Source organism: Enterobacter sp. J49 (assembly GCF_002148625.1).
GTDB classification, from domain to species: Bacteria; Pseudomonadota; Gammaproteobacteria; order Enterobacterales; family Enterobacteriaceae; genus Enterobacter; species Enterobacter ludwigii.
Genome location: NZ_MWPY01000024.1, coordinates 206,882 through 229,887 on the forward strand (window position 1 = coordinate 206,882; position 23,006 = coordinate 229,887).

The 23,006-nt window shown below is 57.5% G+C and carries 21 protein-coding genes; 14 read left to right on the forward strand and 7 right to left on the reverse strand.

Going from position 1 to position 23,006, the window contains the following annotated elements:
- Window positions 1-25 precede the first annotated feature (25 nt).
- Genes fdrA through BJP35_RS06425 form a run of 5 tightly spaced genes read left to right on the forward strand, consistent with a single transcriptional unit; the run spans window position 26 to window position 6,929 of the window.
- Window positions 26-1,567, forward strand: coding sequence for an acyl-CoA synthetase FdrA (gene fdrA / locus BJP35_RS06405; RefSeq protein ID WP_047742215.1), 1,542 nt, complete (start codon window positions 26-28; stop codon window positions 1,565-1,567).
- A complete protein-coding gene (locus tag BJP35_RS06410) occupies window positions 1,567-2,982 on the forward strand; it encodes a DUF1116 domain-containing protein (protein WP_047742217.1) in 1,416 nt (471 codons plus the stop codon). Before fdrA ends, BJP35_RS06410 begins: the two co-directional genes overlap by 1 nt.
- Window positions 2,983-2,993: 11 nt before the next feature.
- The gene (locus BJP35_RS06415) at window positions 2,994-4,538 is read left to right on the forward strand and encodes a hypothetical protein (protein ID WP_047742219.1); all 1,545 of its coding nucleotides are present in this window, start codon (window positions 2,994-2,996) and stop codon (window positions 4,536-4,538) included.
- Between the two features lie 44 nt (window positions 4,539-4,582).
- On the forward strand, window positions 4,583-5,533 hold the full coding sequence (locus tag BJP35_RS06420) for a carbamate kinase family protein (RefSeq protein WP_047742221.1): 951 nt from the start codon (window positions 4,583-4,585) through the stop codon (window positions 5,531-5,533).
- Window positions 5,534-5,549: 16 nt separating this feature from the next.
- Window positions 5,550-6,929, forward strand: a complete 1,380-nt coding sequence (locus BJP35_RS06425) for an amidohydrolase family protein (RefSeq protein ID WP_020883877.1) — start codon at window positions 5,550-5,552, stop codon at window positions 6,927-6,929.
- Window positions 6,930-6,947: 18 nt separating this feature from the next.
- Here the strand turns inward: BJP35_RS06425 and BJP35_RS06430 are convergent, their stop codons facing one another.
- Window positions 6,948-7,868 carry a LysR substrate-binding domain-containing protein gene (locus tag BJP35_RS06430; protein WP_020883878.1) on the reverse strand — a complete coding sequence of 307 codons (921 nt, stop codon included), beginning with the start codon at window positions 7,866-7,868 and terminating at the stop codon, window positions 6,948-6,950.
- A 281-nt stretch (window positions 7,869-8,149) separates the two neighbouring features.
- Between BJP35_RS06430 and BJP35_RS06435 the strand changes: the two genes are divergently transcribed.
- The 5 genes from BJP35_RS06435 (at window position 8,150) to BJP35_RS06455 (ending at window position 12,931) form a co-directional block, all read left to right on the forward strand.
- Window positions 8,150-9,481, forward strand: a complete 1,332-nt coding sequence (locus BJP35_RS06435; protein WP_032678819.1) for an MFS transporter — start codon at window positions 8,150-8,152, stop codon at window positions 9,479-9,481.
- Window positions 9,482-9,517: 36 nt separating this feature from the next.
- Window positions 9,518-10,267 carry an SDR family NAD(P)-dependent oxidoreductase gene (locus BJP35_RS06440; RefSeq protein ID WP_047742224.1) on the forward strand — a complete coding sequence of 250 codons (750 nt, stop codon included), beginning with the start codon at window positions 9,518-9,520 and terminating at the stop codon, window positions 10,265-10,267.
- Window positions 10,268-10,279: 12 nt separating this feature from the next.
- Window positions 10,280-11,125, forward strand: coding sequence for a transketolase (locus BJP35_RS06445; RefSeq protein ID WP_047742226.1), 846 nt, complete (start codon window positions 10,280-10,282; stop codon window positions 11,123-11,125).
- Window positions 11,125-12,123 (forward strand): transketolase family protein, encoded by a 999-nt coding sequence (locus BJP35_RS06450; RefSeq protein WP_020883880.1) that lies wholly within the window; start codon window positions 11,125-11,127, stop codon window positions 12,121-12,123. The genes BJP35_RS06445 and BJP35_RS06450 overlap by 1 nt, the downstream gene beginning before the upstream one ends.
- 73 nt (window positions 12,124-12,196) lie before the next feature.
- Window positions 12,197-12,931, forward strand: a complete 735-nt coding sequence (locus tag BJP35_RS06455) for a class I SAM-dependent methyltransferase (RefSeq protein WP_047742228.1) — start codon at window positions 12,197-12,199, stop codon at window positions 12,929-12,931.
- Here the strand turns inward: BJP35_RS06455 and BJP35_RS06460 are convergent.
- A complete protein-coding gene (locus BJP35_RS06460) occupies window positions 12,925-13,527 on the reverse strand; it encodes a short chain dehydrogenase (protein WP_025203409.1) in 603 nt (200 codons plus the stop codon). The genes BJP35_RS06455 and BJP35_RS06460 overlap by 7 nt on opposite strands.
- Window positions 13,528-13,624: 97 nt before the next feature.
- On the opposite strand from BJP35_RS06460, the gene BJP35_RS06465 reads away from it, so the two are divergent.
- The 3 genes from BJP35_RS06465 to BJP35_RS06475 all read left to right on the forward strand — a co-directional run bounded on the left by BJP35_RS06465 (window position 13,625) and on the right by BJP35_RS06475 (window position 16,384).
- Entirely contained in the window at window positions 13,625-14,533 is a 909-nt protein-coding gene (locus BJP35_RS06465; RefSeq protein WP_032678815.1) for a LysR family transcriptional regulator, read from the forward strand.
- Between the two features lie 65 nt (window positions 14,534-14,598).
- On the forward strand, window positions 14,599-15,780 hold the full coding sequence (locus tag BJP35_RS06470; RefSeq protein ID WP_047742230.1) for a PLP-dependent aminotransferase family protein: 1,182 nt from the start codon (window positions 14,599-14,601) through the stop codon (window positions 15,778-15,780).
- A gap of 85 nt (window positions 15,781-15,865) precedes the next feature.
- Window positions 15,866-16,384, forward strand: a complete 519-nt coding sequence (locus tag BJP35_RS06475) for a DUF6622 family protein (protein ID WP_047366118.1) — start codon at window positions 15,866-15,868, stop codon at window positions 16,382-16,384.
- Between the two features lie 2 nt (window positions 16,385-16,386).
- Here the strand turns inward: BJP35_RS06475 and BJP35_RS06480 are convergent, their stop codons facing one another.
- Window positions 16,387-16,806 (reverse strand): hypothetical protein, encoded by a 420-nt coding sequence (locus tag BJP35_RS06480; RefSeq protein ID WP_020883886.1) that lies wholly within the window; start codon window positions 16,804-16,806, stop codon window positions 16,387-16,389.
- A gap of 69 nt (window positions 16,807-16,875) precedes the next feature.
- Here BJP35_RS06480 and BJP35_RS06485 point away from each other — a divergent pair, with 69 nt between their 5' ends.
- Complete coding sequence (locus BJP35_RS06485) at window positions 16,876-17,634, forward strand: helix-turn-helix domain-containing protein (RefSeq protein WP_240485673.1); 759 nt, start codon at window positions 16,876-16,878, stop codon at window positions 17,632-17,634.
- Here BJP35_RS06485 and nudI read toward each other — a convergent pair.
- From nudI to BJP35_RS06505, 4 genes are all read right to left on the reverse strand, one after another.
- Window positions 17,606-18,031 (reverse strand): nucleoside triphosphatase NudI, encoded by a 426-nt coding sequence (gene nudI / locus BJP35_RS06490; protein ID WP_032680438.1) that lies wholly within the window; start codon window positions 18,029-18,031, stop codon window positions 17,606-17,608. The genes BJP35_RS06485 and nudI overlap by 29 nt on opposite strands.
- A gap of 171 nt (window positions 18,032-18,202) precedes the next feature.
- Window positions 18,203-19,372, reverse strand: a complete 1,170-nt coding sequence (locus BJP35_RS06495; RefSeq protein WP_086462978.1) for an HlyD family efflux transporter periplasmic adaptor subunit — start codon at window positions 19,370-19,372, stop codon at window positions 18,203-18,205.
- A gap of 10 nt (window positions 19,373-19,382) precedes the next feature.
- Entirely contained in the window at window positions 19,383-21,581 is a 2,199-nt protein-coding gene (locus BJP35_RS06500) for a type I secretion system permease/ATPase (protein WP_047742233.1), read from the reverse strand.
- Entirely contained in the window at window positions 21,578-22,981 is a 1,404-nt protein-coding gene (locus BJP35_RS06505) for a TolC family outer membrane protein (protein WP_047742234.1), read from the reverse strand. The genes BJP35_RS06500 and BJP35_RS06505 overlap by 4 nt, the downstream gene beginning before the upstream one ends.
- Between the last annotated feature and the right edge of the window lie 25 nt (window positions 22,982-23,006).

Below are 23,006 nucleotides of genomic sequence, written 5' to 3' on the forward strand. Positions count from 1 at the left end.
TTTTATCCTCATTCAGGAGAAAATAATGCCCACCAAAATCGTCATAAAAAAGAATACTTATTTTGACTCGGTGTCATTGATGTCGGTTTCCACAAAGGCCAATAAATTGCCGGGCGTTGAGCAGGCTTTTGTGGCTATGGCGACAGAAATGAACAAAGGCGTATTAAAAAATCTCGGGCTATTAACGCCGGAATTAGCGGATGCCAAAAACGGCGACTTAATGATCGTGATTAAAGGCGAGGCGGCGAATGACGAAACGCTGGCAGCCATCGAAGCGCTTTTCACCCGCAAGGAGAGCGGCGGGAGCCATGAAGCGCGTTATGCCACCCTTGCCAGTGCGAAAACCCATCGTCCTGAGAGCAACCTGGCGGTGATTTCGGTAAACGGCACGTTTGCCGCCCGCGAAGCACGTCAGGCGCTGGAAAACGATCTCAACGTCATGCTCTTCTCCGACAACGTCAGCCTTGATGACGAGCTGGCGCTGAAGCAGCTGGCACACCAGAAAGGGCTGCTGATGATGGGGCCGGACTGCGGCACGGCCATTATCAACGGTACCGGGCTGTGCTTCGCCAATGCGGTGCGTCGCGGACCGATCGGTATTATCGGGGCGTCCGGGACCGGCAGCCAGGAGCTGAGCGTGCGGATCCATGAATTCGGCGGCGGCGTGTCGCAGCTGATTGGCACCGGCGGGCGCGATCTGAGCGAAAAGATAGGTGGCCTGATGATGCTGGATGCCATCGCGATGCTGGACGCTGACGACGCCACCCAGGTGATTACCCTCATCTCTAAACCGCCTGCGCCGTCGGTGGCAGAAAAAGTGCTGGCCCGCGCCCGCACCTGCCGCAAACCGGTGGTGGTCTGTTTCCTCGGTCGTCATCAGCCGCCGGCTGATGAAGGCAACCTGCAGTTCGCCCGTGGCACCAAAGAGGCGGCGCTGAAGGCCGTGCTGTTAACGGGGGTGAAAAAAGAGTCTCTCGACCTGCATCCGCTGAACTGGCCACTGATCGAAGAGGTGCGTGCCCGGCTGACACCCCAGCAGAAATACATCCGCGGCCTGTTCTGCGGCGGCACCCTGTGCGATGAGGCCATGTTCGCCGCGCTGGAAAAGTTCGACGACGTCTACAGCAACATTCAACCCGATCCGGCGAAACGGCTGGACGATATCAACGTCAGTAAAGCCCACACCTTCCTTGATTTTGGAGATGACGATTTCACCCACGGCAAACCGCACCCGATGATCGATCCGACCAACCGCATCAGCCGCCTGTTGCAGGAGGCGCGTGACCCCGAGGTGGGCGTGATCGTGATGGACTTTGTTCTGGGCTTTGGCGCGCACGAGGATCCGGTCGGCGTGATGCTTGAGGCCATAAAAGAGGCGCAGGCGACGGCGAAAGCCGATAACCGTCCGCTGGAAATTCTCGGCTATGTGCTCGGAACCGACCAGGACTCACCGTCCCTGGCACAGCAGTGTCAGCTTCTGACCGAGGCAGGGGTGATCTGGGCGAGCAGCAGCACCAACACCGGATTACTGGCACGTGAATTTGTCTTTAAAGGGGAGACTGCCTGATGACGACCTTATTTAACCAGCCGTTGAACGTGATTAACGTCGGTATCGCGCTGTTCAGTGCGGATCTCAAAAAGCAGCATATCCCCGTGACCCAGCTCGACTGGACGCCGCCGGGGCAGGGGAATTTGCAGGTTGTAGAGGCGCTGGATCAGCTGGCCCTTGCGCCACTGGCTGACAAAATCGCCGCCGCCAATAAGATTGCCCTTGAGCGCATTATCCAGTCCCATCCGGTGCTGGTGGGCTACGACCAGGCGATCAACGTCGTGCCGGGCATGACCCGCACCACCATTCTGCACGCCGGTCCGCCCGTCAGCTGGGAAAACATGTGTGGCGCAATGAAAGGGGCCGTGACCGGGGCGCTGGTGTTTGAAGGGCTGGCGCGCGATATCGTCGACGCGGAGCGCGTGGCGGCGTCAGGGGCGATCACCTTCTCGCCCTGTCACGAGCACGACTGCGTAGGCTCAATGGCGGGCGTCACTTCGGCATCGATGTTTATGCACATCGTTGAGAACAAAACCTACGGCAACCGGGCGTTCACTAACCTTAGCGAGCAGATGGCGAAGATCCTGCGCATGGGCGCCAACGACCAGAGCGTTATTGACCGCCTGAACTGGATGCGTGACGTGCTCGGCCCGATGCTGCGCGATGCCATGAAAATCATTGGTGAAATCGACCTGCGCCTGATGCTGGCCCAGGCGCTGCACATGGGCGACGAGTGCCACAACCGCAACAATGCCGGCACCACGCTGCTGATCCAGGCGTTGACGCCCGGGCTGATTCAGGCCGGGTATCCGGTGGCACAGCAGCGTGAGGTGTTTGAGTTCGTCGCCAGCAGCGACTACTTCTCCGGCCCGACGTGGATGGCGATGTGTAAAGCCGCTATGGATGCCGCACACGGTATTGAGTACAGCACCGTGGTCACCACCATGGCGCGTAACGGCTACGAGTTCGGCCTGCGCATCTCCGGGCTGCCGGGGCAGTGGTTCACCGGCCCGGCGCAGCAGGTGATAGGGCCCATGTTCGCGGGCTACAGGCCGGAAGACTCCGGGCTGGATATTGGCGACAGCGCCATTACCGAAACCTACGGTATCGGTGGTTTTGCGATGGCCACAGCCCCGGCGATCGTGGCACTGGTGGGTGGCACGGTGGATGAAGCCATCGATTTCTCCCGTCAGATGCGCGAGATCACCCTCGGTGAAAACCCGAACGTCACCATTCCGCTGCTCTCGTTTATGGGCATTCCAACCGCCATCGACATCACAAAAGTCGCGGGCAGCGGCATTCTGCCGGTCATTAACACCGCCATTGCCCACAAAGACGCAGGTATTGGCATGATTGGGGCGGGCATCGTTCACCCGCCGTTTAGCTGTTTTGAAAAGGCGCTGTTGACCTTCCGCGATCGCTACTTTTTATAAGGCATGCATCCATGAAAAACATGAAACTGGAGTGGAAAAGAGGTGACTGGGCGGCGTATTTCGGGTTGATGACCAACAACCTGACCAATTTGCTGACCATGATGGGGCTGCTCATTTTTGTCGTCGGCATCCCGAAGGAGATTGTTTATGGACGCATTGCGCCAGCCTTCGGGCTGGCGGTGCTGGTCGCGAGCGTCTGCTACGCGTGGTTTGGCCTGCAGATGGCGCGCCAGACCGGGCGTACGGATGTCACCGCGCTGCCGTCTGGCCCAAGCGCGCCGTCAATTTTCACCGTGACCTTTCTGGTGCTGATGCCGGTCTACCAGCAAACCGGTGATGCGGATTTCGCTATCCAGATTGGTCTGGTGTGGTGCTTCGTGGAGGCGATGATTCTGGCGGGCGGTTCGTTCCTTGGGGAAACCATCCGCAAGATGATCCCGCGTACCGTCCTGTTGTCGTGCCTGTCCGGGCTGGGCCTGCTGCTGCTGGCGATGAACCCGATGCTGCAGGCGTTTGAGGCACCTACCGTGTCGTTCATCGTGCTGCTGCTGATCTTTATTAACTGGTTTGGTAAAAAGCCGATCTTCGCCAAAATCCCGACCGGCCTGCTCTTGCTGATTGCCGGTACCGCGCTGGCGTGGATCTCCGGTCTGCAAAGCCCGGAGGCCATCAAAGCCTCAATGTCGTCGTTTGGCTTTAACCCGCCGGAAGTGCATGTCGACAGCTTTATGCAGGGACTGCCGCACGCATTACCGTACCTGGCTTCTGCCGTCCCGCTGGGTCTGGCGAACTACATTTTTGACCTGGAAAACATCGAAAGCGCCCACGCGGCGGGGGATGAGTACCCGACCCGCAAGGTGATGCTGGCAAACGGGCTGGCCTCCATGCTCGGGTGTCTGATGGGTAACCCGTTCCCGGTGACGGTTTACGTCGGCCACGCGGGCTGGAAAGCGATGGGGGCCAGCATTGGCTACACGCTGGCCTCCGGTGTGACCATGTTTATCGTGCCGCTGTTCGGGCTGGGGGCGTTTATGCTCGCCATCATACCGATGACCGCCATCGTGCCGATTCTGGTGTTTATCGGGGTGGTGACCGCTAACCAGGTAGTAAGGGAAACGCCCAAAGTGGAGGTCCCCGTGATCTTCATCTGCCTGTTCCCGTGGATCGCTAACTGGGCGCTGACCATGATGAACAGCGTGATGGGCGCGGCGGGGACCAGTGCGGCGAAAATTGGCACCGACGTGCTGCACAGCAAAGGGATCTACTACCAGGGACTGGTGCATCTGGGTAACGGCGCACCGCTCGCCAGCATGCTGTGGGGCTGCATCGCTATCTTCGCCATCATCAACAAACCGCTGCGCGGAGCCGTGGCCGCCGCCGTTGGGGCGTTGCTGGCGCTGTTCGGCGTGATCCACGCGCCAGTGGTTGGCTTTGCCGAAGGCAGTTCGCTGATGTTTGTCACGGCCTACCTGATGATGGGGGGCATGTTTGTGGTGAAGCATTTTCTTGATAGCCGCGACGTGGTGAGCGCGGCAGCGCCGGTTTCGGAGTCCTGATAATGGCTGATGTCCTCACCCCGCACCATTTCAAAGGAAACACTATGAAAGAGCTCATGGTCGTCGCCATTGGCGGCAACAGCATTATCAAAGATAACGCCAGTCAGTCCATTGAACACCAGTCACAGGCCGTGAAATTGGTTGCAGAGTCAGTGCTGGAGATGCTGGCGTCTGACTATGACATCGTGCTCACTCACGGTAACGGCCCCCAGGTGGGGCTGGATCTGCGCCGCGCTGAAATTGCTCACGAGCGGGAAGGGCTACCCCTCACGCCGCTGGCAAACTGCGTGGCGGATACCCAGGGCGGTATCGGCTACCTGATCCAGCAGGCGCTCAATAACCGCATGGCCGCCCACGGCGAGCAAAAAGCGGTCACGGTCGTCACGCAGGTGGAAGTGGATAAACACGATCCGGGTTTCGCCCATCCCACCAAACCTATCGGCGCGTTTTTCAGTGAGACGCAGCGTGATGCGCTCCAGCATGCCCATCCTGACTGGCATTTTGTTGAAGACGCCGGGCGCGGTTATCGCCGGGTGGTGGCCTCACCGCAGCCGCTGCGTATCGTTGAAGCAGAGGCTATCAAGACCCTGACGCAAAAAGGCTTTGTGGTGATCGCGGCGGGCGGTGGTGGTATTCCGGTGGTGCGCACAGCGCAGGGGGATTACCAGAGCGTCGATGCGGTGATTGATAAAGATCTCTCGACCGCGCTGCTGGCCCGCGAGATCCATGCCGACGTGCTGGTGATCACCACCGGGGTGGAGAAAGTGTGCATCAACTTTGGTAAGCCGGACCAGCAGGCGCTGGATACGGTGAATGTGGCGCAGATGAAACGCTACGTGGCGGAGGGGCACTTCCCGGCGGGCAGCATGCTGCCGAAGATCGTCGCCTCGCTGGCGTTTCTGAACGACGGCGGCAAGCGCGTGGTCATCACCTCGCCGGACTGCCTGCCTGCGGCGCTGCGCGGTGAGACCGGTACCCACATTGTGAATGCGTAAGTAAAAGGAAGAGAAGATGAGTGAGAATAAAAGCCGACGCGAGTTTATTAGCCAGAGCGGCAAAATGGTTACCGCCTGCGCCCTGTTTGGCACCACCGGCTCCGTCGCGTATGCTGCAGAGACCGCGAAACCACGTTGTGAGACAGGCAAACCGATGAACATTACCGCCAGACACTACTACCTGGATAACGTGCTGCTGGAGGCCGGGTTCAACGTTGACGGCGGCGTGGCGACAAGCACCCGCACCGAGCTGAAAACACTCGAAATTAATGACGGCAAAATTGTCGCCCTGCGTGATAACAAAAGCCATGGCGATGCCACGCTGCCACACTATGATGCAGGCAGTAAGCTGATGCTGCCGGCGATGCGCGACATGCATATTCACCTGGATAAAACCTTTTACGGCGGTCCCTGGCATTCCCTTAACCGCCCGGCGGGCACGACCATTCAGGACATGATCCGTCTTGAACAAAAATTGCTGCCAGAGTTACAGCCCTACACGCAGGAGCGTGCGGAAAAGCTTATCGACCTGATCCAGTCGAAAGGCTCCACTCTCGCCCGCAGCCACTGCAATATTGAGCCGACATCCGGCCTGAAGAATCTGGAAAATCTCCAGGCCGTCTTAGCGCGCCGCAAGCCGGGGTTTGACTGTGAAATTGTCGCCTTCCCGCAGCACGGCTTGCTGTTATCGCACTCCGAAACGCTGATGCGCGAGGCCATGCAGGCTGGCGCACACTACGTGGGCGGTCTGGATCCAACTAACGTGGACGGTGCGATGGAAAAATCCCTCGACACGATGTTCCAGATTGCGCTGGATTATGACAAAGGGGTGGACATCCACCTGCATGAAACCAGCCCGGCAGGCGTCGCGGCGGTGAACTACATGGTAGAGACCGTGGAGAAAACGCCCGCGCTGAAGGGCAAACTGACCATCAGCCACGCCTTCGCGCTGGCCACGCTCAACGAGCAGCAGGTCGATGAGATCGCCACCCGCATGGCGGCGCAGCAGGTGACCATTGCCTCTACGGTGCCGATTGGCACCCTGCATATGCCGTTGAAGCAACTCCGTGACAAGGGGGTGTTCGTCATGACCGGCACCGACAGCGTCATTGACCACTGGTCGCCGTATGGGCTGGGCGATATGCTGGAAAAAGCCAATCTTTACGCCCAGCTCTATATTCGCCCGAATGAACAGACGCTCTCCCGCGCGCTGGGTATCGCCACCGGTGATGTGCTGCCGTTGAACGACAAAGGCGAGCGCGTGTGGCCAAAAGCGCAGGACGATGCCAGCTTTGTGCTGGTGGACGCTTCCTGTTCCGCCGAGGCCGTGGCGCGGATTTCACCGCGTACCGCGACCTTCCATAAGGGCCATCTTGTGTGGGGCACCGTCTCCTGACGCCACGTCGGGGTATTGCTACAGGTGATACCCCGACAGACGCAGCTCGCGATCAATCCACTCAACAAACTGCTGGATCTTCCAGGTGCGCTCGTTCATGTGCGGCATCACCAGATGATGCGCATTAATGGCGATCCCCGTTTCATCTGGTAGCACCTGCACCAGGGAGCCATCGTTCAGGTGATCGGTGGCCATCATCTTGCTTTCCAGAATAAATCCCAGCCCCATGCGCGCGGCTTCAAAGCTCATGTAGGAACGATCAAAACTCAGGCTGAAGTTGAGCCAGGGTCGATCGATATTGTGCCAGGCAAACCATTTTTCCCAGTTGACGAGGGTGCTGGTCGACGAGATAAGCGCCTGTGAAAGCAGGTCCTGCGGCGTGTTGACGGGATGTGCACGCAGATATGCCGGTGAGGCCAGCACCACCAGCGCATCGTTTTTAATGGTCATGACCCTGTAAGCGTCCCAGTCCGGGATGCCGTGGCGAATATCAATATCGATGTTATCGCGTGCAAACTGCAGGTTCTCATAGGAGCAGGAAAGATTGACCGTAATATCCGGGTATTCACTGCGAAATTTGCCGAGCCGGCGCAACAACCACGTCAGGCCAAACGTTGGTGAAGAGTGAACGCGCAATACCGGATTATCAGCCTCTTTCATCACCTGTTCGGTTGCACGGCCGATGGCGCTCATCGCTGCGGAGACGTCGCGCAGATATTTTTCCCCCGTCGGGGTCAGGGTCACGCCTTTGCCGCTGCGGATAAATAACTTCTTCCCCATCCAGGATTCCAGCGAGGCGATCTGATGACTGACGGCTGACGCGGTGACGTTAAGCTGTTCGGCTGCCAGATGGATACTGAGAGAGTTGGCCACGGCGATAAAGGACTGAATATTTCGCAGTGAGGGTATGGGGAGGGTCTGGCGATCCTGCGCGGGCATGGCCCACTCCTTTTAAACGAGACAATTTTAAAAAACATAACATTGCGGCATCGCGTCAGCAATTTTTACCCGGCTGAATGGATTAAACATGATCCTGTTCACAGTGTTTTATCGATGAATATTGATGAGAGTTACATTTTATTTTTATGACCTGCATCGCGTATCAAATTTATCTCAGCAATAAATGAGTTTTATTGAATGGTGTTTCGTTCGATAGCCGATATATTGACGTTGAACGCATAAATAAAACGACTCACGTTGTTCGAATAATGAGGTAAAACATGTCTCGTATAGAACAAGTTGCCCCCTACATAGCGACAAAGAAAACCAATTACCGTTTCGTTGTGCTGGCATTAATTTTTATTGTGTATGCCATTAACTATGCCGACCGAACAAATATTGGTGCTGTACTTCCTTTTATCATCGACGAGTTTCATATCAATAATTTCGAAGCCGGTGCGATCGCCAGTATGTTCTTTTTGGGATACGCCCTGAGCCAAATACCGGCGGGCTTTTTTATCGCCAAAAAGGGCATTCGCGGGATGGTGGCGCTGTCGATATTTGGCTTCTCGGCGTTTACCTGGTTGATGGGGACTGCGACCTCAGTGCTGGGCCTGAAGTTTATCCGCCTGGGGCTGGGGTTAACCGAGGGGCCATGCCCGGTGGGGTTGGCATCAACGATCAATAACTGGTTTCCACCAAAAGAGAAGGCCACAGCGACCGGCGTCTATATTGCTGCCACCATGTTTGCCCCCATCCTGGTGCCGCCGCTGGCAGTGTGGATTGCCATGACCTGGGGCTGGCGCTGGGTCTTTTTCTCTTTTGCTATTCCGGGGCTGGTCATTGCTGTCCTGTGGTATTTACTGGTACGTACCCGGCCTTCCGAGAGCCCTTTCGTGTCAAAGGCCGAACTGGAGACCATTACCGCAGGTCAGGCGACACCGGATGCCAGACGGGAAAATATCGTGATTTCCCCCGGCTTCTCCCGCCTTGACCGTCTGATTCGCGTACGGGATCTGTCGCCCATCAGCACGGTAAAAGGTCTGTTCACATCGAAAAATATTCTCGGTGACTGTGTGGCCTACTTCATGATGGTCAGCGTGCTGTATGGCCTGTTGACCTGGATACCGCTTTATCTGGTGAAAGAAAAAGGCTTTACGTTCATGAGCATGGGCCTCGTCGCGAGTATGCCGTGTATCGGCGGTTTTATCGGCGCGATTTTTGGCGGCTATGTCTCCGATAAATGGCTCGGGCGCAGGCGTAAACCGACCATGATGTTTACAGCCATCAGCACCGTACTGATGATGGTCATCATGCTGAATATCCCGCAAAGCACCGTTGCGGTTTGTGTCGGCCTCTTTTTTGTTGGTCTCTGTCTGAATATAGGCTGGCCCGCCTTCACCGCTTATGGAATGGCCGTCGCGGACAGCAAAACGTATCCCATCGCCGCATCAATTATTAATAGCGGCGGTAATCTCGGCGGATTTGTTTCGCCGATGCTGGCAGGTTATCTGCTGGATAAAACTGGAAGCTTTAATTCTGTCTTTATTTATTTCGGTATTTGCGCAGCAATTGGATTAGTCATGATTATCTTGCTGGAAGAACCGAAGTAATAAATAAAACCTCTCTTACAATACTGGAGTAAATATATGCTTCTGAAAGATAAAGTCGCCGTGATTACCGGCGCGGCTTCTGTGCGCGGTTTGGGTTTCGCCACGGCAAAATTATATGCCGAGCAGGGCGCGAAAGTGGTCATTATTGATTTAGATGCCGAGGCCAGCCAGCGTGCGGCTGCATGTCTGGGTGAAGGGCATCTGGGGCTTGCGGCAAACGTCAGCAACGAGTTGCAGGTGAACGCAGCCATTGAGCAGGTTCTGGGTCAATATGGGCGCATCGACATTCTGGTGAATAACGCCGGGATAACCCAGCCGCTCAAACTGATGGATATTAAGCGCGACAATTACGATGCCGTACTGGATGTCAGCCTGCGCGGTACGCTGCTGATGTCCCAGGCGGTGATTCCCACTCTGCGCGCACAGAAGTCCGGCAGCATTGTCTGTATCTCTTCAGTTTCGGCACAGCGCGGCGGCGGTATTTTTGGCGGCCCGCACTACAGCGCTGCAAAAGCCGGCGTGCTGGGGCTGGCCAAAGCCATGGCCCGTGAGCTTGGGCCGGATAACGTGCGCGTGAACTGCATCACCCCGGGGCTTATCCAGACGGACATCACCGCTGGCAAGCTGAGCGATGAGATGAAAACCGCCATTCTGGCGGGTATTCCGCTCAACCGTCTTGGTGATGCACAGGATGTTGCCCGTGCCGCGCTGTTCCTGGGGAGCGATCTCTCTTCTTATTCCACCGGTATCACGCTCGACGTGAACGGCGGCATGCTGATCCATTAAGGGGAGACGAGAATGACGAATACGACAGTTCAACAGGTTGCCGCGGCCGCGTGGCGCATTCGCCGCTACGCGCTGCGAATGGGCGAAGTACAAGGTCAGGGCTATATCGGTCAGGCGCTGGGCTATGCCGACGTGCTGGCAACTGCGTTTGCGCACGGTATGACCTTCAGGGCTCAGGAGCCGGAGTGGGAAGGCCGCGACCGCTTCCTGCTCTCCCACGGACATTACGCCATTGCGTATTATGCGGCGCTGATCGAGGCGGGGATCGTTCCTGAAGAGGAACTTGAAACCTACGGCTCGGATGACAGCCGCCTGCCGATGTCCGGCATGGCAACGTATACACCCGGCATGGAGATCTCCGGCGGTTCTCTGGGGCAGGGACTCAGCATTGGTGTGGGAATGGCGCTGGGGCTGAAACACAAACAGAGCACGGCGTGGGTAATTAACTCCATGTCTGACGGTGAGCTGGACGAAGGTTCAACCTGGGAAGCCGCCATGTCAGCCGCGCATCATGGGCTCTCGAATCTGATTGTGCTGGTGGACATTAACCGGCAACAGGCGGACGGTAATTCACATAACATCCTCGGTTTTGAGCCGCTGGAAGATAAGTGGACCTCCTTTGGCTGGTATGTACAACGCGTTAACGGTAACGATATCCCCGCGCTGGTGTCGGCGTTTGATAATGCCAGACGCTATCCCGAACAACAGCCGCGCGTCATCTTGTGCGACACGCTGATGGGCAAGGGCGTACCTTTCCTCGAGCAGCGTGACAAGAACCATTTTATTCGCGTGGATGCCGATGAGTGGCAAAAGGCGCTCGCCGTGCTCGATGCGAATAAACCAGAAGGAGTCCTGTAATGAGCCAGCCTGTCGAAAATAAACCGCGTTTAACCACCTCCGCCATGATTGCCTCGATTGCAGAGGAAGGGCAGGAAACCCGGGCCGCGCCGTTTGGCCACGCGCTGGTGAAACTGGCGGCTCAGCGTCAGAACATTGTCGGCATGACGGCAGATTTGTCGAAATATACCGACCTGCATATCTTTGCCCAGGCATACCCTGAACGTTTCTTCCAGATGGGAATGGCGGAACAGCTGTTAATGGGGGCGGCAGGTGGGATGGCCAAAGAGGGCTTTATTCCCTTTGCCACCACCTATGCCGTGTTCGCCACCCGCCGTGCCTACGATTTTATTCATCAGGTCATTGCTGAGGAACACCTCAACGTCAAGATTTGCGCCGCGCTACCGGGGTTGACCACCGGCTACGGGCCAAGCCATCAGGCAACGGAAGATATTGCGATCATGCGCGGCATTCCGGGCATGACCATTATCGATCCTTGCGATGCGATTGACACTGAACAGGCGGTGCCTGCCATTGCCAGCCACGAAGGGCCGGTTTATATGCGTTTGTTACGCGGTAAGGTTCCGGTGGTGCTGGATCAGTACAATTACCGGTTTGAAATAGGCAAAGCCGCGCTGCTGGAAGAGGGCAGTGATGTGCTGATTATCGCCTCAGGGCTGATGACCATGCGCGCACTGGAGGCGGCAAAGCAGTTGCGCAAGGATAATGTCAGCGTGGCGGTACTTCACTCACCCACGATTAAGCCCCTGGATGAAGCGACCATTCTGGCACAAGCCGCGAAACCCGGACGTCTGGTTATTGTGGCTGAAAACCACAGTAGCGTTGGCGGGCTTTGTGAAGCCGTGGCGTCGCTGTTGATGCGCCATCGCGTTAACGTCGACTTTGACACCGTTGCGTTGCCGGATGCTTTCCTTGATGCGGGTGCGCTACCGACCCTTCACGCGCGTTACGGGATTTCGACTGCCGCCATGGTGGAGAAGATCCGGCGCAGACTCTGATTTTCAGACGGGTATGTTGTCAACGGGCGAGGGGTGTTTTACCCTCGCCTCTGTTGCGATAAAGGAGTCCGTCATGGCACAAAACATCTACGACAACCCGGCGTTTTTTGAAGGCTATGCCCGGCTACCGCGTTCGGTGCAGGGTCTGGACGGCGCACCGGAATGGCCTGCGCTGAAAAGCATGCTGCCACCGTTATCCGGCAAGTCAGTTATCGATCTTGGCTGCGGTTACGGCTGGTTCTGTCGCGCTGCACGCGCGCTGGGGGCGGCAGAAGTGACCGGCGTTGATCTCTCCGAAAAGATGCTCGCCCGGGCGGCTGAACTGACGGATGACGCGAAAATTCACTATCAGCGCAGCGATCTGGCATCTCTGGCGTTACCTGAGAACAGCGTTGATTTGATCTACAGTTCACTGGCGCTGCACTACCTGCCGGCGCTGGATTCCCTGTTTGAGAAAATCCGGCGGGCGCTTAAACCCGGCGGCAGCTTCGTCTTTTCAATGGAACATCCGATTTATACCTGCGCCACACGTCAGGGCTGGCTGACCGACGACAACGGCGAGCGTTTCTGGGGCGTTAATCGCTATCAGGATGAGGGCGAGCGCGTCAGCAACTGGCTGGCAGACGGGGTGATCAAATACCACCGTACGCTCGGTACCACGCTCAATGCGCTTATTAAGGCGGGGCTGACAATAACGGAAGTGAACGAATGGGGACCAACGCAGGCACAAATTGATGCCTGGCCCGCGCTGGCCGAAGAGGCGGAACGTCCGATGCTGGTCCTGATTTCTGCCGCTAAGGCTCAGTAACCCACTTTATACACCCGTCCATTCTGCACTCCTTCCACGCTGCGACGATAGGCCTGCGCCACCGTTGCGGCGGGAACACTTTCAAAGCCCGGGAAGAAGCCTTCGTACGCTTCCGCTGATTCGGTAAGCACCGTCGGGCTAATCAGATTGATGCGGATCCCGCGCGGCAGTTCACAGGCCGCGGCGCGGACAAACCCTTCCAGGGCGGCGTTCACCGTGGTGGCATTCACCCCCTGAGCGATAGGCTCATGCGCCACGATCCCGCTTATCAGGGTGATGGAGCCGCCTTCGTTGAGATAATGCTGGCCGGTCAACGCCAGACGAACCTGTCCCAGCAGCTTATCCTGCAAGCCCTGGTTGAAATCGCTGTCTTTCATGGTCGCGAGCGGGCCGAAGTGCAGGCCGCCACTGGCAGAGACAATCGCATCCACCGCACCGATGTTTTCAAACAATGCCTGCACGCTGGCCTGAGAGGTGATATCCACCTGATAGTCGCCCTGCGTGCGACCCACGCGGATCACGTCGTGGCGACGGCTCAGCTCTTCTGTTACCGCACGACCGACCGTACCGCTGGCACCAATAATCACGATTTTCATAGCTGACTCCTTAGGTTGTGAGCCTTCATTCTTTAATAAATCAAAACTCAGATAAACTGGGCTAAAGTTAGAGGATTGCTAACCAGGGGTTTGGAATATGGATAAGCTTCGCAGCATGGAGACCTTCATTGCTGTCGTTGAGAGCGGCAGTTTTACCGGCGCGGCAGGCCGGCTGGAGATGTCGGCGGTGATGGTGGGGAAGTACATTGCGTTGCTGGAGTCTCAGCTCGGCACCCGGCTGCTGGAGCGAAACACGCGGCGTCAAAGTCTGACGGACGCCGGGCGGGTCTATTTCGACGAGGCAAAGCGGGTGCTGGAGCAGGTCTCTATCGCCGAAAGCGCGGTTGAGCGACTGCGTGCCGCCCCAGCCGGGACCTTGCGGGTCACGGCACCCACCTCGTTTGGCGGTTGTGTGATAGCCCCCCTCACGGCGACCTTTTTGCAGCGCTACCCGGACGTGCGCGTGGAGCTGGATCTGACCAACCGGATGGTGGATCTGGTGGATGAAGGGGTCGATCTGGCCATTCGCATCGGTGATATTCATAACGACGATCTGGTGGCGAAGTACCTCTGCCCGTACCGAATGGTGATCTGCGCGGCCCCGGCGTATCTGGCGCGTTACGGCACGCCGCGAACGCCTGCCGATCTGGCGGATCATCTCTGCCTGTCACACACGGTGTGGACCGCACGTAACGAATGGCGGCTGCCGGGGGTTGAAGGCGAGATGCGCTGGAAGCGCGATGCCATTCTGCGCTGCAACGATGGCTATGGGCTACGGATGGCGGCGAGAGCGGGGGCGGGATTATTACTGCAACCCGAAGTGCTGGTGGCAGAAGAGCTGGCGAGCGGCAGGCTGGTGCAGGTGCTGGAGAACTACACGCCTGCGCCACGACCGGTACATTTGCTGTGGCGCCAGGATTTACGTCCGCTACCCAAGCTCACGCAATTTGTCGCGCATATTCTGCAGGGCGCGGAATATTTCGGCCATGCAGTTGAAGAAAAGTAATTATCAAAGCCGCAGACTTATGCTACTAAGATTAGGCACATTATAAAAAAGAAGGTAAGCAAAGAATGTCTGTGAATAAACTCGCCAGCAGCGCACAGGGCCTGCAATCATCTGCCATCCGTGAATTATTAAAACATAGCAAAATGGCCGGGGTGATTTCGCTGGGTGGCGGTATTCCTAACCCTGCACTGTTCGATCATGAAGGCCTGAAAATTGCCGCTGATGCCGTATTATCACAGCATTTTGGTGAAGCTTTTCAGTACGGTCTGACCGAAGGCATCCCGGGGCTGCGTGAAGAAATTAAGCTCATCTGTGAAGGCCGCGGGATCGCCTGCAAGGCCGATGACGTGGTCATTACGTCCGGTTCGCAACAATCTCTCGACGTGCTGGCGCGGGCGTTAATTAACCCGGGCGATACCGTCGTCGTCGAACGTCCAACGTATCTCGCGGCACTGCAGGTATTTGGTCTGGCACAGGCCAAATTTGAATCCGTGGGCACCGATGGCGACGGAATGAAAGTGGATGAACTTGAAGCGCTGGTGGCGAATAAAACCATCAAGGCGGTTTATATTGTTCCGACATTTGGTAACCCGGGTGGGGTAACGCTTTCTGAGGTGCGTCGTAAACAGCTGGTGGAATTATCGAAGCGCTATGACTTCGTTATTATCGAAGACGATCCGTACAGCGAAATTAATTATACCGATGAAGTGTTCCGCCCGTTAATTGCCCATGCCAAAGATATCGGCAATGAAGAGAACGTCGTCTATACCTCGACTTTCTCCAAAATCCTCGCCCCGGGCACTCGTGTGGGCTGGGTGCTGGTACCGGAGTGGCTGAAACGCGCGGTGGTTAATCTCAAGCAAACCACCGATCTGCACACCAGCACGCTGTCACAGCTGATGACCTACGAGTACCTGAAAACCGGTCGTCTGGCCGATCAGATTAAAATGATCCGTGAAGCCTACCGCCAGAAATACCAGACCTTTGCAAATGAACTGGAGGCGGAACTGGGTGATGTCATGACGTTCCATAAGCCGAAGGGCGGAATGTTCCTGTGGGCCAAAATGAACAATGGCATCAACACCACGTGCTGGCTGGAAAAAACGTTAAGCAACGGCGTGGTTTTTGTGCCGGGTGAGTTCTTCTATTGCAATGAGCCAGACCATACGACGCTCCGCATGTCGTTTGTCACGCCAACCGATGAAGAGCTGAAAGAGGCGGTTCGTCGCCTGAAAAAATCGCTGTAACAGACCTGCGCATAATGGCACCTGTGCTGTTATGCGCATTACTTGTGCAGTGCGGCCAGCGCCGCAAGCGTTCATGGTGAATCCCATGTTTGAATTTCTGATCGGTATCCTCACGCACACCCCCGTCTGGGTGTGGGTTCTGTTTATCTTTCTTATCTCACGCGGCCTCAATGCCCGTAAGCCTGCCACCGTGACGCTGGAAAGGCTGGCCATCATTCCTGCCATCTTTCTTATCTGGGATATCTACGATCTGGTGGTCTATCGCGATCTTACTCTCGCGACGGTGGCCCTTTGGGTTGCGGGGATTGTGGCGGGCGCGGCGCTGGGGTATGTGCTGATTAAGCAGACGGTCATCACCCGCACCGACGCGCCGCGCACCCTTTATCGCCAGCCTGACTACACGGCACTGCCGTTTATGATGCTGGCATTTGGGGTGAAATACGTGCTGGGGGTGATGAACGCCCTCTCTCCCCAGACCTTGCAACAGCCCGCCATGAGCGCGCTGGCGATAGTCTCCGGCGGGGTATTTGCCGGGGTCTTTATCGGGAAGTTTACGCGCTATGTAGGGGTATATCTCAGCAGCGCACCGCAACCGGCTGAGTAACGTTAGCCCGTTGCATGGGCCAGCGCGCGAGCAGAAGCTTCACCGTTAGCTACTCGCGTGACTTCGTGGATCCGGCAGATTTTTCCTGCGCACAGCGTGGCAAACATATAAACCTCTATTTCAGCCTGATGGCCTTCGGGATACGTGACGGTCACGATATGCCGGTCAGCCAGCAGTGTGTCATGACACCCTATCTGTTCCACGCGGAAGGCGATATCGCGGATCTGCGAACGCACGTGCTCCAGGTGCTGAATAAAGCCAGAATAATCAAGAGAGTGACCGTCCGTGATCTGCTGATACTCTGGCGAAAAAACGTCTTTCGGATCAATCTCGCCTTTAAACAGGCCGGTCAGTAAACGGGACATTTCCTCACGCAAAATAGCATTGTCAGACTGGGTAATCAGGCGGGTGATGATGTTCATGATGACTCCTCGTTGCGTTGAGCCGCCATTATCCTTGACAGACAGAGACGTAGTTTCTGTAATAAGCCAATGAATACCGATTTTCGGCCAAATAACGTGGTCAGCTTCGAGACACTTTTGCATTCAGGTGGATACCATACGCCGTGGCACAGCCATCAGGCCGGTCAGCTCTGGCGGATTACGACGGGTCTGCTGGTTGTCGAAACAGCGTCTGGGCGTTCGGTTGTACCGGCGCAACATATCGGCTGGATCCCGCCTGGTCAGGAGCATGCTGCCTTTTCCGGAAGTGCGATTGACGGTCATGCGATCTATCTGGATCCCGCAGGGTGTGAAGCACTGCCCGGTGAAACGACGCTTTTCGAACCCGACGAGCTCACCAGCGCGCTGTTTTCACGCTTAAACGCTGAAGGAAGCGGGTACGATCCGCGAAAGCTCACCCTGCTGCTGGATGAACTGGCGCGGTGCCGTCAGGTGCGCTATCTGCTGCCCATGCCAGCCGATCCCCGATTAAAGAAGGTAGCCAGCCATCTGATGCTACGTGTGGACGACAACCAGACGGTTGAGCACTATGCCTCCCTTGCGGGAATGAGCGTGCGGACATTCCACCGTCGGTTTAGCGCGGAAACGGGAATGAACGTTGTTAACTGGCGGCAACTTGCCCGCGTAATGCGGGCAATGGAGTGGCTGGCAGCAGGTAAACCGGTTGGCTGGATCGCGCTGTCGTGCGGCTACAACAGTATCAGCGCGTTTATTGAGGTTTTCAGGGCCTTTACCGGCAAAACGCCCGGGCAGTGGGCGCTTAAAGAAGCCCCTTCTGTGCGAAGGTAATGCGCGTGGCTTCGTTCAGATCCAGTGCTTTGATCGCTTCCGGGCGGACCCAGGCAACCTCCTGAAACTCGTCGTTAAACGTCACCTGCCGATTTGCACTTATGCAGTCGAAAATCAGGTAAATCATATAAATCTCTTCCGTGGTGCCATCGGCATAGGTTTTCACCCGAATGTCGTCGCGAAACGCCCAGGGTTTGACCTCCGTGATCTCCAGCGCGTCGCCCAGCTCTTCGCGAATTTCACGGCGCAGCGCCTGCTCCATGGTTTCTCCCGGCTCCATCCCGCCGCCCGATAACGCCCACTGGCCGGGAAATACGCCGCGGTCATCGGCCATTTTGCACAGCAGATACGCCCCGTCGTTCTGAATGATGGGGCAGACAATAGTTCGTTGACGCATGGTTTCTTCCTGAAAAATGAGTTTGGGCTATTTTAACAGAAGGCGGAAAGGGAAAAGGTAAACGAGGTCAGACTTTCGCCGCTGGCTTAAGCGGTATTGTTGCGGGTTATGGATGCCATGACTCCGGCCCTCTTCCACGAGGAGAGGGCCGGAGAAACAAACCGCCAGTGATTAGCGCTCTCGCAGCGCCTCTTTCGCCCGGTTGAACGGCTTGATCATGTAATCCAGCACCGTTTTCTCACCGGTTTTAATGTCCACCGTCGCAATCATCCCCGGCACGATTGAGAAGTGCCTGCCTGCTTTATTCACCAGGTAATCCTGGCTGGTGCGGATAAATACCCGGTAATAGAACACCTCCGGCTTGGCTTCGTCCTGAATGGTGTCCGGCGAAATGGTTTCAACCACGCCGTGCAGCCCGCCATAAATGGCGTAATCGTAGGCGGTGATTTTTACCAGCGCTTCCTGATTCGGGTGGATAAAAGCGATATCGCGCGGGGAGAGGCGGGTTTCGATCAGCAGGTGATCGTCCACCGGCACAATCTCCATCAGCTCGCCGTTAGGCGGGATGACGCCACCGATGGTGGTGACTTTGATGTTTTTCACGATCCCGCGCACGGGAGATTTCACCGTTAAGCGGGTCACTGAATCCTCGCGGCCTTTGAGGATCGCCGAGACCATATCCACTTCAGCGTTGGCCTTGGATAACGCCTCGCGGGCCTGCACATAATACTGGGATCGCACGTCGGTGAGTTTCAGCTCCAGATCGCTTTTCTGCCGCTGCAGGCGCAGTACCTCCACGTGGCTGGCGGCGCCGGTTTTCACCAGACGCTGAGTGATCGCCAGCTCCTTATTCGCAAGATCCAATGCCGCACGCAGCTCCCGCTGGGTATCTTCCAGCTGCGCACGGCGTGAATTATAGAGCCGGGTTTCGGCAGCGGTCAGATCGGTCCACTTCGCCAGCGAAGGGGGAAATTTCAGCGGCAGATCGTTTACCTCGGCGTACAGTCGCACGCTGGAGGCCAGCGAGGCACGGTAGCGCGCCGCGCTTTCACCAACGTTAGATTCTGAACGCGTGGGATCGAGCCGCGCCAGCACTTGTCCGGCCTGCACCTGGTCACCCTCATGGACGTTCAGCTCGGTAAGGATCCCCCCGTCGAGCGACTGTAAAACCTGCTCGCGCGAACTGGGGATCACTTTGCCCGTGCCGGTTGAGACTTCATCCAGCACGCCAAACCACGCCCAGACGCCGAGTACCACGAACATCAGTAAAGAGAAGATAACAATCCGCCGCGCGCCGGTGTAGCCGCTTTCGGAGTCGAGCGCATTGTCCAGGTCGTCCATTGCGGCGACGTCACGCTGACTGATTTTCATTTTTCCACTCCCGTCCGGTTGCTGCCTGCTGCTGCTGTTGTTGCATGCGGCTGTTGTTCAGCGCCTGTGCTTTCGGCGCGTCCATCACCAGCATTCCCTCTTTGAGCACCACGACCCGCTCCACCAGTTCCAGCACCGGCACGCGATGCGTGGCGACAATCAGGGTGCGGTTGCCAAGCCAGGCGCTCAGACGCTGGATAAATTCCCGCTCGGTGTGCTCATCGAGCGACGCAGTCGGTTCATCCATCAGCACAATATTGGGGTCGCGAAGCAGCATGCGCGCCAGCAGAATGGATTGCCGCTGGCCGCCGGATAACCCCACGCCGTTCTCCATAATCGGGTAGTCCAGACCCTTCGGCAGTTTCTGCACAAAGCCCGCAGCGCCGGTTAACTCCAGCACCTCGAAAATCTCCTCATCGGTGGCGCGCGGCATGCCGAGGGTGATGTTTTCGCGCAGGGTGCCGTAAAAGAGCCGGGCGTTCTGGGTCATAAAGCCGACGTTGCGCCGGACATCGGCGACATCGAGGTGCGGGAGGCTGAAGTTATCGAGCCGCAATTCACCGCCGGCGAGATCCATTCCGCCCGCCATCGCCTGCAGTAGGGTCGATTTTCCGGCGCCGTTACGCCCGAGGATCGCCACTTTTTCACCTGGCTTAATCTCCAGACGGTTAATGCGCAGGGCCATGCGCGGATCTTCCGGGTGATAGCGGAACTGCGCCTGCTCGAAAAGATAGTGACCGCGCAGTACGTCCTGGCGGATCGGCGTCTCCTCACGCTGGTTTTCTGTGGGGAGCTGCATAATGCTGTCCAGTCCCTCTTTCGCCGCTTTGACCTGCTGCCAGCGCGCCAGCACGCCGCACAGGGTAGCCATCGGAGCGATCATGCGCGAGGCCAGCATCGAGGCGGCGACCACCGAACCGGTCGTCAGCGTGCCGTCGATCACCATCGGCGCACCGACCACGATCACCCCGGCATAGACCAGGCTCTGAATCGTCATTCCCCAGCTGATCAGATTCTGGGTCAGTTCACGGGTGCGCAGGCCAGATTCAGCGGTGATCTGGATGTAGCTGTTCCACTGCTGCAAAAAGCGGTTTTCCGCCTGCATCAGCTTTATGTCCTCCAGCCCCTGCACGCTCTCCACCAGCACGGCGTTGCGCAGGGTGGATTCGTGCGCCGACTGCTTCGCGAGCTCTGCCAGCTTTTTCTGCAGCAGCAGACCGGGCAGGACCATGATCACCGCGGCGACCGGTGCGATCCACGCCAGTTGGGGAGCGATGATTGCCAGCACCACCACGAACAGGAAAAAGAAGGGCAGATCGACAATTGTGGAGATGGTGGAGGAGGTGACCATCTCGCGGATCTGCTCCAGCTCGCGTAGCTGGGAGATAAAGCTGCCGGTCGAGCGAGGGATGGCGCTGTTGCGCAGTCGCAGGGCGTGACCGAAGACCCGATCCGATACGCGCAGATCGGAGCGTTTGCCCAGCAGATCCATAATGTGCCCGCGTGCCACGCGCAGCACAAAGCCAAACAGGGTGGCGATCAGCACGCCGATGGTCAGGACATACAGCGTCGGGTAGGACTGCGCGGGGATCACCCGGTCATACACCTGCATGGAAAAGACAATCCCCGACAGGGACAGGACGTTAATGAACAGCGCGGCGAGCATCACCCAGCTGTAGGGGCGCAAGTCGCGCATTACCAGCCGGTAAAGCCAGTCCGGACGGTATTTCGAAATATAGGCATCCACGCGGCTGTCTTTCAGCGCGGACAGTGGGCGCAGGGCAATGACGTGGCGGATGGCGGGCAGCATGGCGGCCATCGAAAGCCGGTTGGTGTAGGTCCGATCGTCGAAAAAGCTGACCTCCAGCGTATCGTCGCCATCGAAATGTTCGATCACGCCGATCCTGCCGTCGTTCATTGCCGCCACGACCGGCAGACGCCAGCTGTTGATCGCCTGCTGATCCGCCGTCAGCAGCTGAAACGACAGCCCTGCTTCACGGGCCAGCTGAGTCAGTGCAGGCACCATCGGTTTGCCTTTTAGCCACGGCGCGCCCGCGAGCAGCGCACCGGGGGAGCAGGCGACGCGGTAGCGCGTGGCGACAAAACCAAAGGCCTGCGCCCACTGCGCCAGGGCCTCATCCGTCATGGTCTCACCTTGCGGGATATCGCGTTGCTTCATGGCTGGATCTCCACGGTCTGGATGGTGCGGTTATCAAGATCGAACGCGTGACGCAATTGCCCGGTGTTATAGAGGCAGTTGAGCTGCAGCTGGTGCAACTGTCCGAGGGTCTGCTGCTGGGTAAAACGCGCCTGATAGACCTCCTGCTCGGCATTAAGCACATCGAGCAGCGGGCGCGAACCCAGATCCAGATATTGCTGCTGATAGAGTTCACGGGTGCGGGCGCTGAGCGCCTCCTGACGGCCCTGAATCTGCAGCGTGCTCAGCAGGCTTAATACCTGGCTGCGCGACTCCAGCAGCTTCTGGCGTACCTCGAGGCGGGTACGCTGAATGGTGGACTGTGCGGCTTCTACCGCGTGGCCTGCGGCGTTACGCCGGGCGGTGAGGCCGCCACCCTGATAGAGCGGCATCTGCACTTTCACCCATGCAGAGTATTGGGTGCGATCCCGCGTTTCGTTACCCGCATAGCGTTCGTTCAGGTAGTGGCGCACCTCCGGCTCCAGCGAGACGGTCGGTGTCATCTGGGCGTCGGCGTAGTCGAGATTGGCCTGGGCAACGTTAGCCTGCGCCCAGGCGGCTAATACTGCCGGGACCAGGCGATCGTCCGGCTCGGCAATGTCGCAGCTGCGGGCCAGCTTTTGTGGAAAATCGTTGCTGATCGTGTTGAGAGTGTTCCAGCCAAGGAAGCTCATCAACGTAGCACGGGCGCTGTCGAGGCTGGCCTGGTACTGCATCAACTGGGCGCGCGCACCTTCGATACGAGCATCGGTCTGCACCACGTCAGAGAGTGAGGTGGCGCCTTCGTCATTACGCTGGCGGGTGAGGGTACCAATCGAAGAGAGCGCCTCAAGCTGCTCTTTGGCGGTGTCGACCATTTGCTGCCAGGTTTGCACCTGCACCATCGCGATGGCGGTATCATGAGCGATGGTGTCGATGCTGACCAGCACGTTGGCCTGCTGCTGGGCGACGCCGGCACTTTCTGCACGCACCTGGCTTGCCACCTTGCCAAAGTCGTACAGCATTTGTGAGAGGGAGAGCACCAGCGACGGAGTAAAGCCATTATCGTCGCCGTCATGGGTATAACCGTTATCCATGCCGGCATTAATTTGCGGATAGTATTTCGATTTGGCGACATCCACCTCTTCGCTTTGTTGGTAGAGTTTCCCCACGGCTTCACTGATGGCCGGGTGCCAGGTGACGGCGCGGTTGACGGCTTCGCCAAGCTGCAGCGTGCCGGGGGCAGCCTTGCTGACGACAGGCGCCACGCGGCCATTCAGAGAGGGGAGTTCCTGCGTTTCACGGAGTTGTCCGGTATTGATCATCGCCGCCGGCGTCGCGGAGAGGGCGGGCACAGATATCAGGCAGCACGAGAGCCACCAGTAAGGCATCTTCATTCCCATGTCTTATCCCTAATAAAAATGTACT

Excerpts from the sequence above, each read along its gene's own strand:
- BJP35_RS06505 (WP_047742234.1), bottom strand. The coding sequence starts at position 22,981 with ATGGGAATGAAGATGCCTTACTGGTGGCTCTCGTGCTGCCTGATATCT.
- BJP35_RS06450 (WP_020883880.1), top strand. The coding sequence starts at position 11,125 with ATGAGCCAGCCTGTCGAAAATAAACCGCGTTTAACCACCTCCGCCATG.
- BJP35_RS06455 (WP_047742228.1), top strand. The coding sequence starts at position 12,197 with ATGGCACAAAACATCTACGACAACCCGGCGTTTTTTGAAGGCTATGCC.
- BJP35_RS06415 (WP_047742219.1), top strand. The coding sequence starts at position 2,994 with ATGAAAAACATGAAACTGGAGTGGAAAAGAGGTGACTGGGCGGCGTAT.
- BJP35_RS06420 (WP_047742221.1), top strand. The coding sequence starts at position 4,583 with ATGAAAGAGCTCATGGTCGTCGCCATTGGCGGCAACAGCATTATCAAA.
- BJP35_RS06460 (WP_025203409.1), bottom strand. The coding sequence starts at position 13,527 with ATGAAAATCGTGATTATTGGTGCCAGCGGTACGGTCGGTCGTGCGGTA.
- BJP35_RS06485 (WP_240485673.1), top strand. The coding sequence starts at position 16,876 with ATGAATACCGATTTTCGGCCAAATAACGTGGTCAGCTTCGAGACACTT.
- BJP35_RS06500 (WP_047742233.1), bottom strand. The coding sequence starts at position 21,581 with ATGAAGCAACGCGATATCCCGCAAGGTGAGACCATGACGGATGAGGCC.
- fdrA (WP_047742215.1), top strand. The coding sequence starts at position 26 with ATGCCCACCAAAATCGTCATAAAAAAGAATACTTATTTTGACTCGGTG.
- BJP35_RS06480 (WP_020883886.1), bottom strand. The coding sequence starts at position 16,806 with ATGAACATCATCACCCGCCTGATTACCCAGTCTGACAATGCTATTTTG.
- BJP35_RS06430 (WP_020883878.1), bottom strand. The coding sequence starts at position 7,868 with ATGCCCGCGCAGGATCGCCAGACCCTCCCCATACCCTCACTGCGAAAT.
- BJP35_RS06465 (WP_032678815.1), top strand. The coding sequence starts at position 13,625 with ATGGATAAGCTTCGCAGCATGGAGACCTTCATTGCTGTCGTTGAGAGC.
- BJP35_RS06470 (WP_047742230.1), top strand. The coding sequence starts at position 14,599 with ATGTCTGTGAATAAACTCGCCAGCAGCGCACAGGGCCTGCAATCATCT.
- BJP35_RS06425 (WP_020883877.1), top strand. The coding sequence starts at position 5,550 with ATGAGTGAGAATAAAAGCCGACGCGAGTTTATTAGCCAGAGCGGCAAA.
- BJP35_RS06435 (WP_032678819.1), top strand. The coding sequence starts at position 8,150 with ATGTCTCGTATAGAACAAGTTGCCCCCTACATAGCGACAAAGAAAACC.
- BJP35_RS06440 (WP_047742224.1), top strand. The coding sequence starts at position 9,518 with ATGCTTCTGAAAGATAAAGTCGCCGTGATTACCGGCGCGGCTTCTGTG.
- nudI (WP_032680438.1), bottom strand. The coding sequence starts at position 18,031 with ATGCGTCAACGAACTATTGTCTGCCCCATCATTCAGAACGACGGGGCG.
- BJP35_RS06410 (WP_047742217.1), top strand. The coding sequence starts at position 1,567 with ATGACGACCTTATTTAACCAGCCGTTGAACGTGATTAACGTCGGTATC.
- BJP35_RS06495 (WP_086462978.1), bottom strand. The coding sequence starts at position 19,372 with ATGGACGACCTGGACAATGCGCTCGACTCCGAAAGCGGCTACACCGGC.
- BJP35_RS06445 (WP_047742226.1), top strand. The coding sequence starts at position 10,280 with ATGACGAATACGACAGTTCAACAGGTTGCCGCGGCCGCGTGGCGCATT.
- BJP35_RS06475 (WP_047366118.1), top strand. The coding sequence starts at position 15,866 with ATGTTTGAATTTCTGATCGGTATCCTCACGCACACCCCCGTCTGGGTG.